At 73.4% G+C, this 12,311-nt stretch carries 11 protein-coding genes; 5 read left to right on the top strand and 6 right to left on the bottom strand.

Features of this window, described 5'->3' with window-relative positions:
* Nucleotides 1-24 precede the first annotated feature (24 nt).
* Nucleotides 25-684: an NADPH-dependent F420 reductase gene (locus QUY26_RS37525; RefSeq protein ID WP_289954715.1), complete on the bottom strand. Its 660-nt coding sequence runs from the start codon at nucleotides 682-684 to the stop codon at nucleotides 25-27.
* 253 nt (nucleotides 685-937) lie between these two features.
* Between QUY26_RS37525 and QUY26_RS37520 the strand changes: the two genes are divergently transcribed.
* Nucleotides 938-1,633, top strand: a complete 696-nt coding sequence (locus tag QUY26_RS37520) for a type 1 glutamine amidotransferase domain-containing protein (protein WP_289954714.1) — start codon at nucleotides 938-940, stop codon at nucleotides 1,631-1,633.
* Between the two features lie 211 nt (nucleotides 1,634-1,844).
* A complete protein-coding gene (locus QUY26_RS37515; protein WP_289954713.1) occupies nucleotides 1,845-2,717 on the top strand; it encodes an aldo/keto reductase in 873 nt (290 codons plus the stop codon).
* Between the two features lie 104 nt (nucleotides 2,718-2,821).
* On the opposite strand, the gene QUY26_RS37510 is transcribed toward QUY26_RS37515, so the two are convergent.
* The gene (locus tag QUY26_RS37510) at nucleotides 2,822-4,009 is read right to left on the bottom strand and encodes an MFS transporter (RefSeq protein ID WP_289954712.1); all 1,188 of its coding nucleotides are present in this window, start codon (nucleotides 4,007-4,009) and stop codon (nucleotides 2,822-2,824) included.
* Nucleotides 4,010-4,417: 408 nt separating this feature from the next.
* Here QUY26_RS37510 and QUY26_RS37505 point away from each other — a divergent pair, with 408 nt between their 5' ends.
* A complete protein-coding gene (locus QUY26_RS37505; protein ID WP_289954711.1) occupies nucleotides 4,418-6,016 on the top strand; it encodes a methionine--tRNA ligase in 1,599 nt (532 codons plus the stop codon).
* A gap of 347 nt (nucleotides 6,017-6,363) precedes the next feature.
* Nucleotides 6,364-8,568, top strand: coding sequence for an RNA polymerase recycling motor ATPase HelR (helR, locus tag QUY26_RS37500; protein WP_289954710.1), 2,205 nt, complete (start codon nucleotides 6,364-6,366; stop codon nucleotides 8,566-8,568).
* A 42-nt stretch (nucleotides 8,569-8,610) separates the two neighbouring features.
* Here helR and QUY26_RS37495 read toward each other — a convergent pair whose 3' ends face one another.
* From QUY26_RS37495 to QUY26_RS37485, 3 genes are all read right to left on the bottom strand, one after another.
* Nucleotides 8,611-8,961: a VOC family protein gene (locus QUY26_RS37495; RefSeq protein ID WP_289954709.1), complete on the bottom strand. Its 351-nt coding sequence runs from the start codon at nucleotides 8,959-8,961 to the stop codon at nucleotides 8,611-8,613.
* A gap of 77 nt (nucleotides 8,962-9,038) precedes the next feature.
* Entirely contained in the window at nucleotides 9,039-9,536 is a 498-nt protein-coding gene (locus QUY26_RS37490; protein ID WP_289954708.1) for a winged helix-turn-helix transcriptional regulator, read from the bottom strand.
* Between the two features lie 46 nt (nucleotides 9,537-9,582).
* The gene (locus QUY26_RS37485) at nucleotides 9,583-10,194 is read right to left on the bottom strand and encodes a CGNR zinc finger domain-containing protein (protein WP_289956366.1); all 612 of its coding nucleotides are present in this window, start codon (nucleotides 10,192-10,194) and stop codon (nucleotides 9,583-9,585) included.
* A gap of 206 nt (nucleotides 10,195-10,400) precedes the next feature.
* Here QUY26_RS37485 and QUY26_RS37480 point away from each other — a divergent pair, with 206 nt between their 5' ends.
* Nucleotides 10,401-11,624: an MFS transporter gene (locus tag QUY26_RS37480; RefSeq protein WP_289954707.1), complete on the top strand. Its 1,224-nt coding sequence runs from the start codon at nucleotides 10,401-10,403 to the stop codon at nucleotides 11,622-11,624.
* A 25-nt stretch (nucleotides 11,625-11,649) separates the two neighbouring features.
* Here the strand turns inward: QUY26_RS37480 and QUY26_RS37475 are convergent, their stop codons facing one another.
* Entirely contained in the window at nucleotides 11,650-12,258 is a 609-nt protein-coding gene (locus QUY26_RS37475; protein ID WP_289954706.1) for a TetR/AcrR family transcriptional regulator, read from the bottom strand.
* Nucleotides 12,259-12,311: the final 53 nt, after the last annotated feature.

The raw sequence follows: 12,311 nt of genomic DNA, 5'->3' as shown, positions 1-12,311 counted from the left end.
CCCGAGGGCCGCGACGCCCACCCCTTACGCCCGGAACGTCGCCGGGCGTTCGGGGGACGCCGCCGCGAGCGCGTCGGTGACCGCCGCGACCCCGGCGCGCAGGCCGTAGACGGGGGTGTCGGGCTGCTGACGCCAGGACTCGTCGATGCCGCCCGCGTCCACCGTGTCGAAGCCCAGCTCGTCGATCAGGTCGCGGACGACCTTCTTGGCGGCCTCGTCGTCACCGGCGACGGGCAGCGCCATGCGCTCCGGGTCGCCCTTGGGCAGCGGCTTGTCGAGGATGTCCTGCGCGTAGGTGCCGTTGAACGCCTTGATGACCGGGTGGCCGATGTGCTGCTCGGTCCAGCGGCTCTCGGTGAGGCCGTCGTCCTCGATGGCGTCGATCCTGCCGTCGCGCCCCGGGTAGTAGTTGCCGGTGTCGAGCACCGCGAACCCGTCGGCCGCCTCGTCGAACAGGCCGGACGGCAGGTCGGGGACGTTCTTCAGCGGAATGGTCACCACGACGAGCTCGGCGCCGCGCGCGGCATCGGCGACGGTCACGGGCGTGGCGCCGGTCTCCTCGGCGAGGGCGGTGAGGGTCGCGGGCCCGCGGGAGTTCGCCACGGACACCTCGTGCCCGAGCCGCGTCAGGCGCCGGGTGAGATTGCCGCCGATGTTGCCCGCGCCGATGATGCCGATCTTCATGGGGTCCTCCAGAACCGTGGCGCGACGGGAGTGCCGCTGCCGCATGTGTGCACCCAACCCCGAGGTCACCGGCACTATTTCCGCCGCTTCCCGGGAATATCCGGCGCCCGTGCCCGTCGCGCGGGCGCCGTGCCGGGCACCCCTGGGGGGCTTGGGGCCGGCCGGGATATTCCCCTTCCATCATTGGATATCCAATGCTTGCCAGTGGCCTTCCTATTGGATTCCTATGGCGTAGGGCGCCTACGTTCGACGCATGTCGAAGATTCTTTACGTGCTGACCGGCGCCTCCTTCTGGACGCTCGCCGACGGCACCGAGCACCCCACGGGCTTCTGGGCCGAGGAAGCCGTGGCGCCGTACGAGGCCTTCCGGGCGGCGGGCCACGAGATCGTGGTCGCCACGCCGGGCGGGGTCCTGCCGACCGTGGACCGGGGCAGCCTGGCGCCCGAGGCCAACGGCGGCCAGGAAGGCGCCGACCGGGTCGCCGCCCTGCTCGCCTCGTTCACCGCGCTCCGGTCGCCGATCCGCCTGGAGGACGTCGACCTGGACGACTACGCGGCGGTGTACTACCCGGGCGGCCACGGCCCCATGGAGGACCTCGCCGTCGACGCCGCCTCCGGGCGGCTCCTGTCCCGGGCCCTGGCGTCGGGCAAGCCGCTCGCCGCCGTCTGCCACGCCTCGGCCGCGCTGCTCGCCGCCACCGACGCCGACGGCACCAGCCCCTTCGCGGGCTACCGGCTCACCGGCTTCACGAACGCCGAGGAGGCCCAGGCCGGTCTCGCCGACCGGGCGAAGTGGCTGCTCCAGGACCGCCTGGTCGCGGCGGGAGCCGACTTCCAGGAGGGCGAGCCGTGGGCCCCGCACGTGGTCGTCGACCGCAACCTGCTCACCGGCCAGAACCCGGCCTCCTCCGCGCCGCTGGCCGAGGAGGTCCTGAAGCACATCGGCTGACGCCCCGCCCGTTCCCACCAGCGGCTTCGATCCTGTCCTGTCCGACGTGACGCCGGGCGGCCGCCGTGCCGACGTCACGTGGGACGGCAGCCTTGCCGACGGCACGTCGGGCGGCTGCCCGCGCACGGCCGAATCCGCTCTTCACGCGTATCTGCGCATAGGTTCGGAGTCACACATCTTGTCGTACGCACGCCGTGAAAGGACCGCTCCCATGAGCACCTCGAACACCTCGCGCCCCGCCGATGCCTCGGGCACCTTCGCCCTCGGCGGCGACCTTCCCGTCAACCGGCTCGGCTACGGCGCGATGCAACTCACCGGACCGGGCGTCTGGGGCGAGCCCGAGGACCGGGACGAGGCGGTTCGCGTGCTGCGGCGCGCCGTGGAACTCGGCGTGACGTTCATCGACACCGCCGACTCCTACGGCCCCCTCGTCAACGAGGTGCTGATCCGCGAGGCCCTGCACCCCTACGCCGACGACCTCGTCATCGCCACCAAGGCCGGTCTGACCCGGTCGGGCCCGGACGACTGGCGTGCCGTGGGCCGTCCCGAGTACCTGCGCCAGCAGACGGAGTTGAGCCTGCGCCACCTCGGCGTCGAGCGCATCGACCTGTTCCAGCTGCACCGCATCGACGAGCAGGTCCCGCTCGCCGACCAGCTCGGCGAGCTGGTGCTGCTCCAGAAGGAGGGCAAGATCCGCCACATCGGCGTCTCCGAGGTGACGGTGGATCAGCTCAAGGCGGCCCGCGAGCACGCCGAGATCGTCTCCGTGCAGAACCAGTACAACCTGGTCAACCGCGGCTCCGAGGACGTCCTGGAGTACGCCGAGCGCGAGAACATCGCGTTCATCCCGTGGTTCCCGATGGCCACCGGCGAGCTGGCCCGCCCGGGCGGCCCGCTCGACGCCCTCGCCAAGGAGCACGGCGTCTCGCCGTCCCAGCTCGCCCTGGCGTGGCTGCTGCGCCGCTCGCCCGTGGTGCTGCCCATCCCCGGCACGTCCAAGGTGGCCCACCTGGAGGAGAACACCGCCGCCGCGGGCATCACCCTCACCGACGAGCAGTTCGAGGCACTCGCGGCCGCCGTCTGACAGACGGCGCGGCACGGGGTGCGCGTGTCGCCCCGGCGCTCACCGACGCTCGGTGAGCGCCGGCCCCCGTGCTCGCCCCGCCCCACGGGCGCGGCGTACCCGGGTCAGCGCCGCAGCCCCGCCACCACCACCGCGAGCGCCGCGGTCAGCCCGCCGAGCACCATGACCGCCGACGGCGCCGCCCGGTCCACCACGGCGCCACCGGCCAGCGCCCCGAGCGAGATCGTCGCCTGGAACGAGCCGGTGAAGAGCACCGAAGCCGCCTCCGGCGAACGCGGCACCGCCGCCGCGAACCACGCCCCCGAGCAGACCGGTACGGCGCCGTACCCGATCCCCCACACGACGAGCAGCACCACCGCCCCACCAGGCCGGTCACCGAGCACGGGCAGCAGCAGGGCCGCGCCCGCGACCAGCCCCGCGGCCACCGCGAACGCGGCGCGCGGACGGCGGGCCACCGCGGCGCCCCCGATGAAGTTCCCCGCGATCCCCGCGGCCCCGTACACCAGCAGGAACACGGTGACCACGCCCGGGCCCACGTCCGTGACCCGCCGCAGGAACGGCGTGACGTACGTGTAGGCACCGAAGTGCGCGAGGACGACGAGGAACGTCACGAGGAGCGCCCAGCGGGTGCCGGAGCCGCGCAGCGCGGCCCGCAGCACGCGCACGCGCAGGGCCTCATCCGGGGCCAGCGGCGGCAGCACCAGGACCATCGCGCCGCAGACGCCCAGGCTCAGAACTCCCATGGCGGTGAAGGCCGTCCGCCATCCCGCGGCCTCCCCCACGAAGGTGCCGAGCGGCACGCCGAGCACCGACCCGAGCGGCACCGCGGAGAAGATCACCGCCGTGGCCCTGCCGACGGACTCCGGCGGCACGAGCCGCGCCGCGAGCCCGGCCCCGATCGACCAGAAGCCGCCGATGGTCACGCCGACCAGGACCCGGGAGACGAGGACGAGCCAGTACGCGGGCGCGACCGCCGCGACGAAGTTGGCGAGGGCGAGGAGGGCCATGAAGACGCACAGCATGAGCCGCCGGTCCACGCGGGCCGTGGCCGTCGTCACCAGCGGCGCGGACAGCGCGGCCAGGAAGCCCGGCATCGTCATCGTCAGTCCGGCCGTGCCGTCCGTGACGCGGAAGCTGTGCCCGATCTCCGGCAACAGGCCGATCGGCAGGATCTCCACCGTGACGATGGCGAAGAGCCCCGCGGTGACCGACCAGACGGCGAGCCAGCCGATCAGCGGGGAACGGGAAGCCGCGCGGGGGCGCTCGGCGGTGGTCGTGACGGTGTGCGGCATGGGTGGTTCCGTCCTGGCGGAGTTCCGGTGGAGGACACACATCGATGAATCGACACATCGATGCGGGCGCGCTGCTGGCGCGCTTCAGTCCACCAGGAGGCCTGGGACCCGGTCTGGCAGGTAACCGACCCCATGGTCCGGCCCCGGCACACGCGCGGCGGCACGCCGCCGAACGACGCGTGCCGGTCGGAAAACAACAGGCGCCCCCAGGCACCGCGTTGCTAGCATCCCCGCATGATCACGCCCGAGTTCCGCGTCGCCATGATGCCCCGCCAGCGGGGCTGCTGACACGGGACGCACGCGTGCCCGAGGCCCCGAGACGGGGCCTCGTCCTGCTGCACGGCACGGAGCCCCGCCTCCCCCGCCCGGACCAGATCCGGGCAGCACCGGAGATCCTGGAGGCTCCCCATGACCACACCCCGCACGACCTACGTCACCACGACGATTCCTTACGTCAACGCCCGCCCGCACCTGGGCTTCGCCCTCGAACTCGTGCAGGCCGACGTGCTGGCCCGCCACCGCCGCCACCGGGGCGACAGGGTCCGCTTCCTCACCGGCACGGACGACAACTCCCTCAAGAACGTCCTGGCCGCCGAGGCCGAGGGTGTCCCCGTGCAGGACTTCGTGGACCGCAACGCGGACGCGTTCGCCGCGCTGCGCGCACCGCTCGCCCTGTCGTACGACGACTTCATCCGCACCAGCCGCGACCCGCGCCACCGGGTCGGCGTGGAGCGTCTGTGGCGGCTGTGCGCGGACTCGGGCGACCTGTACCGCCGGCACTACGAGGGCCTGTACTGCGTCGGTTGCGAGCAGTTCTACGCCCCCGCCGAACTCGTGGACGGGCGCTGCGCCGAGCACGGCACCGAGCCCCGGCCCGTCGCCGAGGAGAACTGGTTCTTCCGCCTTTCCCGGTACGCGGACCAACTGCACGACCTGATCTCGTCGGGCCGGCTGCGCATCGAGCCCGCCGTGCGCCGCAACGAGGTCCTCGCCCTGATCGAGAGCGGTCTGCACGACTTCTCCGTGTCCCGCTCGCAGACCCGCGCCCGCGGCTGGGGCATCCCCGTCCCCGGCGACCCCGACCAGGTCGTGTACGTGTGGTGGGACGCCCTCGGCAACTACGTGACGAGCCTCGGCCACGGCACCGACGACCCCGCGTTCGACCAGTGGTGGACCGGTGCGACGCACCGCTCCCACCTGCTCGGCAAGGGCGTGGTCCGCTTCCATGCCGTGTACTGGCCCGCCCTGCTCCTGTCGGCCGGTCTGCCGCTGCCCACCGACATCCTGGTGCACGACTACCTCACCGTCGACGGCCGCAAGATCAGCAAGTCCGGCGGGACGAGCGTCGATCCGGCGGAGCTCACGGCGGAGTTCGGCACGGACGCGGTGCGCTGGTGGCTGCTGCGCGAGGTGCCCCGGGTCGGGGACGCGGACTTCACCCGCGAACGGCTCGTGGCGCGCGCGAACGCCGACCTCGCCGGTGGGGTGGGGAACCTCGTCAACCGGGTCGTGACGATGGTGCACCGCTTCCGCGACGGCCGGGTGCCGGAGCGCAGCGCGGGGGCCGAGAGTGCGACGGCCGAGGGCGCCGCCGTCGGCGGAGCCGCGGCTGGGGACGTCGCTGCTGAGGGTGCTGAGGGTGTTGAGGGTACGGAGCAGCTGGTGGCCGTGTGCCGCGAGGTGCCGGGCCTGGTCGACGACGCCCTCGCGGACTTCGACTTCCGGCGGGCGACGGCCGCCGTGTGGCGGATCGTCCAGGAGGCCGACCGCTGCGTCGACGGCACCCGGCCCTGGGAGCTGGCCAAGGCCGAGCGCGGGGGCGACCGGGCCGCGGGCGAACGGCTCGACGGGGTCCTCGCGGCCCTGGTCGGGGCGTGCCGCGCGCTCGCGGACCAACTCGGCCCGTTCCTGCCGGAGTCAGCGGCCAGGGTGGCGGCGCAGTGCGCGTCGACGGACGGCCGCCTCCCGGCGGCACGCCCGCTGTTCGCGCGGTTGGGCGAGGTGTGAGGGGTGGTGCGGCGGGCGGCGAGGGCGAGGGACGCGCCGATCTCGCCGACCGGCGCGCGGGGCATCTGCGCTGCTGGGCGCGGCAGGGGGCGGTGGTCACGGACGGCACGCTCGTGGTGTGCCTGGCCTTCCGGCGGGTGGAGAGCTCTTGCGTCGGTAGGAGTCCGGTGCCCGGCGGGAGTCGGGCGTACGGAGAATCCGGGCAAAAAAAGAAGGCAAGGAGAACACCCGCTCCTTGCCACTCTCAACTTATAGCGCACCGGGGGGCTTGCGGCAAGGCCCCCGTCGTACCGCAGAATCGCTGACCTCAGCCAGCCGGACCTGCGGAAATGGGAGATTCACCCAGCATGACCTCCGTCACCACCAGCGCCTTCAACCTGCCCGAGCGCCTCGGTGCCAAGGCCGATCCGGCGCTGATCGCCGACGACGAGCAGCGCTTCGCCGCCGTCGCGGAGACCCTCGCGCAGACGATCGCCGAACTCTCCGACCGCCTGGACTCCGTGCTCCGGGCGCCCGGCGGCATCGGCCGCCAGGGTCTCGACCGGGACGCGGAGGTCCACCGGCTCACGGCACGGCTGCGCGCCCTGCGCCGCTTCGGCCTGGACCTGTGCCTGGGGCGCGTCGTCGGCGCTGACGACTCCGAGCCGCTGTACGTGGGGCGGCTCGGCCTCACCGACAGTTCGGGGCGCCGGCTCCTCGTCGACTGGCGCTCCCCCGCCGCCGAGCCGTTCTTCGCGGCGACCCACGCCAACCCGATGGGCCTGGCGAGCCGTCGCAGGTACCGCTGGACCGGCGGACGGATCAGCGACTACTGGGACGAGGTGTTCACCGCCGACGGCCTCGAACACCATGCCGCGCTCGACGACCAGTCCGCGTTCATCGCCAGCCTGGGCAGCAACCGGTCGGAGCGGATGCGGGACGTCCTCGGCACCATCCAGGCCGACCAGGACGCCATCATCCGCGCCGGTTCCCGCGGTGCCCTCGTCGTCGACGGCGGCCCCGGCACGGGCAAGACCGTCGTCGCCCTGCACCGCTCCGCGTACCTCCTGTACGCCGACCCCCGGCTCGGCCACCACCGGCGGGGCGGCGGCATCCTGTTCGTCGGCCCGCACGAGCCCTATCTGGGGTACGTCGCCGACGTCCTGCCCAGCCTCGGCGAGGACGGCGTGCAGACCTGCACCCTGCGGGACCTCGTCGCCGAGGGCGCGACGGCGGCCCCGGAGGCCGACCCGGAGGTGGCCCGCCTGAAGTCGTCCGCGGACATGGTGCGGGCGATCGAGAAGGCCGTCGCGTTCTATGAGGAGCCGCCCACCGAGGCCCTGACCGTCTCGACGCCCTGGTCCGAGGTCCGGGTGGGCGTCGACGACTGGGCCGAGGCGTTCGGGGCGCCGGGCCCCGGCACCCCGCACAACGAGGCGCGGGAGCTGATCTGGGAGGAACTGGCCACGATTCTGATGGACAAGCAGGGGATGGACGAGGAGGAGGACGGCGTCTCGCCCGAGCTGTTCCTGCGCGCGCTGCGCCAGGACCGGGACCTGGTCACGGCCCTGAACCACGCGTGGCCGCTGCTCGAGGCCACCGACCTGGTCTCCGACCTGTGGACGGTCCCCGCCTACCTGCGGATGTGCGCGCCCTGGCTGGACCACGACGAGGTGCGGCGGCTTCAGCGCAAGGACGCGCCGCAGGCCTGGACGGTGTCCGACCTGCCGCTCCTCGACGCGGCGCGGCAGCGGCTCGGTGACCCGGAGGCGGCCCGTCTGAAGCGCCGCAGGGACGCCGCCGTCGCCGCCGAGCGCGAGCGCATGGCCCGCGTCATCGACGAGATCGTCACGACCGCCGACATCGACTCGGCCGGGGACGAGAGCGAGGGCGCGGTGCGGATCCTGCGCGGAAAGGACCTCCAGGACAGCCTGATCGACGAGGACGCCCTGCCCACCGCCGACCGCGACCGGCTCGCGGGCCCGTTCGCGCACGTCGTCGTGGACGAGGCGCAGGAACTGACCGACGCCCAGTGGCAGATGCTGCTGCTGCGCTGCCCGTCCCGGAGCTTCACCATCGTCGGGGACCGCGCGCAGGCCAGGCACGGGTTCACGGAGTCGTGGCAGGAGCGCCTGGAGCGTGCCGGACTCGACCGGGTCACGCAGGCGTCCCTGACCGTCAACTACCGCACCCCGGAGGAGATCATGACGGAGGCCGAGCCGGTCATCCGGGGCGCGCTCCCGGACGCCAACGTGCCAACGTCCATCCGCAGCAGCGGCCTGCCCGTCGTCCACGGCTCCGTCGCGGAGCTCGACAGGGTCCTCGACGACTGGCTGGCCACGCACGCCGACGGGACCGCCTGCGTCATCGCCACGCGGGCCGTGGAATCCGACGCGCTGCGGGCCTCGCCCCGCGTCCGCTCCCTGACCCCGGAGCTGTCGAAGGGGCTCGAGTTCGACCTGGTCGTCCTCATCGACCCGGAGTCGTACGGCGAGGGCGTCGAGGGGGCGGTGGACCGCTATGTCGCGATGACCCGGGCGACGCAGCGGCTCGTCGTGCTCACGAGCAGCTGAGGTCCCGCGGCCGGCATCACGCGTGCCTGACCGGGCCGTGGGTCAACGGTGGCTCAGTACGTTGACCACGCGGCCGTCGGGGTCGCGTACGAAGAACCGCCGCACGCCCCACTCCTCGTCCTGGAGCGGGTGGACGATCTCCGCGCCCCTGTCCCGCAGGGCCGCGTGGACCGCGTCGACGTCGTCGACCTCCACGCTGATGTCCGGCGTGACCGGCGCGGTCTTGTCGGCGGCCGTGCAGAGGCCGATCTGGGCGGTCGGGGAGCTCGGGGAGGCGAGGGTCATGATCCAGCCGTGGTTCATGACCTCTTCGAAGCCAAGCAGGCCGTAGAACTCCCGGCTCCGTGCCGGGGCGTCCGAGGGGATGTTGGGCACCACGCGACGAACGGACATCGGGACTCCAGGGCGAGGAGGGAGGGGCTGCTCGGTGCCGGGACCGGCATCGGGGTGCCAGGGGGCGATCGGGACCGCTAGGGGGCGAACCGGCGGCGGACCTCGGTCCGTTCGGCCAGGCGGGACGGGAAGCCGGGGCCCATGCGGGGGCGGGTGTCCGCGGCCGTCATGGGTTCCTTGCAGTGCGCGCACACGACCTCGGCGGCGCTGTCGTGGCCGCAGGGCTCGTGCCGGAAGACGACCGGCGCGCCGTCGTCGCCGCTGAGCCAGCGGTTGCCCCAGCTGTTCATCGCGGCGAGCACGCCGAAGAAGTCACGGCCCTTCTCGGTGAGTACGTAGTCGTGGCGCACCGGATCGCTCTGGTACGGGCGCTTCTCCAGCAGCCCCTCCGCGACCAGGCGCCGCAGCCGGTCGGCAAGGGTGTTGCGGGCGATGCCGAGTGCCTGCTGGAACGCGTCGAACCGTGTGACTCCGTAGAAGGCCTCGCGCAGTACCAGCGGCGTCCACCAGTCGCCGAGCAGGTCCATGGTGCGCGCGATGGAACAGGGCCAATTCGCAAAGGAGGTCCGCCTCATGGGGTCAGCATAGGAAGGGTTCGCGCACGCGTACGCCTTCTGGAGTTCACCGGTTCTCCTCGCGTCCCTCGTGTTCCTGGCGTCCCCGGTCGCTCCGGGACGGCCCTCGCTCCTTGGCGCGCCGGTGCTCCGCCACCCGTTCGCGGGTCGCGCAGCGCGGGGAGCAGTAGCGGCGCTCGGCCCCGCTGCCGCCGGTGACGTACACGTTGGCGCAGCGCGGTGACGCGCACAGGCCGCCGGGGGGTCGCTGGCGGTCCCAGACCAGGACGGCGAGCGCCATGCAGGACGACGCGAGGAACCACTCGGCCCACGGCGCGCGGTCGTCGCTGTCGAGGTGGATGTGCCACGGCGAGCCTCCGCCGTGCGCGGTGAGCCTGACCGGGCCGCAGCCCTCGGCGAGGAGCCGGTTCAGGCGGGTCGCCGCCGCGTCGACGTCGGGGGCGGCGAAGACTTCCCGCAGTCGTGCGGCGACGGCCCGCATGTCCGCCACGTCCGCGGCGCAGACGTCCAGCGGATCGGCCTCGCCGTACGCGCGCAGGACGGCTTCGAGTTCCGTGCGGAGGGCGAGCGAGTCGGTCGGTCCGGCCGTGGGCCCGGCGGCGGCGCCGTCGGCGCCGAGGACGTTGACGAGTGCGGCGGCGCGCTGCGCGGACCGCAGGACGGAATGGCGGGTGGACCACTCGCTCGTCGCCCCGCGCGGCTTCCTCCTCGCGCCACGCTCCGTTTCGCTGCCCGCCTCGCGGTGCGGCGCGCTCGTCGACGGATCGGCGGCTTCCGCGTCGTTCGGTGCGTCGTTCGGCCTCTTCACGCCCGTCAGCGTAACGCCCTTGGCTACCCTGCCCGTTACCTTGTAACGTGCTGCAAATGCCAAAGCGTTACAGCATGACGCTCTATCTCACCGGCGCCACGGCCGCGCGCACCGGGGACGAGATGTCGGGTCCCGCGCTGCTCCTGGTGGGGCTCTCGGTGACGGGGTCGGCGTCGGCGGCCTCGGCGCTCCTGTCGGGGATCACCGTGTCGGCGGCCGTGGGCGGGCCCGTCTTCGGCGCGATGCTGGACAGGTCGGCACGCCCGGGGCGGCTCCTCGCGGGCGCGCTGGCCGCGTACAGCGCGGCGTTGCTCGTCATCCTGGTGAGCCTGGGGCGGCTGCCGCTGCCGGTCGTCCTCGCCACCGCCGTGTGCGGCGGACTGCTCGGCCCCGCGCTGGCCGGCGGGTGGACCTCGCAACTCCCGCGCGTGGTCGCCCCGGACGGCCTGCCGCGCGCCAACACCCTGGACGCCCTGACGTTCAACACCGCGAGCCTCGCGGGCCCCGCTCTGGCCGGTGCGGTCGCGATGACGGCGGGCGCCACGGTGAGCGTCGTGGTGTCCCTGGCCCTGATCGCCCTCGCGCTCCCGGCCGCGTGGTCACTGCCGAGGCGTGTCGAGGCGGTCGGCGCCGGGCCGTCCACGTCCGTCGTCGCCGACCTCGTCGCCGGCTTCGCCGCCATCGGCCGCACCCGTCCCCTCGCCCGCGCCACCCTCACCTCCGTCGTCTCCTACGTCGGCGTCGGCATGCTGGTGACCTGCACGCCCCTGCTCGGCGAACGGGCCCTGGGCACCACCGGCTCGGGCACGTTCCTGCTCGCGGCCCTCGCCGCCGCGTCCCTGCTCGCGAACGCCCTCCTGGCCCGCCGCCCCGGCCTGCTCCGGCCCGACGCCACGGTCCTGGGCAGCGTCCTCGCCCTCGCCCTGGCGCTGCTCGTCGCCGCGACCCTGTCGCCCCTCGCGCTGTTCGCGGCGATGGTGGTGGCGGGAGCGGGGGCGGGACCGCAGTTGACCGCGCTGTTCGCGGTACGTCACCGGGAGGCGCCCGAGCGTCTGCGCGGCCAGATCTTCACGACCGGTGCCAGCCTGAAGATCACCGGCTTCGCGGTCGGCGCGGGCATCGGCGGCCCGGTCGCGACCTGGTCGCTCTCCGGCTCGCTCCTCGTGGCGGCGGGCTTCGAACTCCTCGCCGCCCTGGGCTTCGTACTCCTCACCCTCATACCCCCACGTCACGCGGACGCGCCGTCGCCACACGCCACCCGGCCGCGCGTCAGGCCGTGACGTCCGCTCCGTCCCGGATACGCGCCTACGGCAGGATCGCCCCGAGCAGCGCCCGCGCGCACAGGTCCCGCACCTGCGCCCGCGTCAGCTCCGGCTCCTCCAGCCACTCCAGGCACACGGCGACCATGAACGCGAGCCAGCCGCGCACCGCGAGGCGCACCGCGGGCAGTTCGGCGGCCAGGGGCGCCGTCTCGGGGTCGGCGGCGAGGGCGGCGAGGATCTGGCGCTCCTGGGCGGCGAGGCCCTGGCGGTAGACCTCGCGGACCGTGGGGTCGCCCGCGGCCTCGGCGCGGTGGAAGGCGCGGAAACCCTGCGCGTGGCCCTCGACGTACCCGAGGAAGGCGTCGAGGCCGGCGCCGAGCTGGACGCGCACGGGCAGTCCGGGCTCGGCGGCCGTCAGGCGCAGCATGCGCTCGCTCTCGCGCTGCACGACAGCGGCGAAGAAGTCCCTTTTCGTCGGGAAGTAGTGGTACAGAAGCCCACGGGAGACGCCTGCGATCTCGGCGACCTGCTCGATCCAGACGTCGTCATAAGGATTCTGCGCGAACAGCCGCGCGCCCACGGTCAGGAGTTGCTCCCTGCGCTCCTCGGTGCTCAGCCTGCGGCGCGTGCGCTCCTGCGGATTCGCGACCATACGAGCACCTTACTTGACGTCGGTTCAACAACGGGACCAGACTCGATCCCCTA

This window comes from Streptomyces flavofungini (assembly GCF_030388665.1).
GTDB classification, from domain to species: domain Bacteria; phylum Actinomycetota; class Actinomycetes; order Streptomycetales; family Streptomycetaceae; genus Streptomyces; species Streptomyces flavofungini_A.
This window is presented reverse-complemented; position numbering and strand designations above follow the sequence as displayed.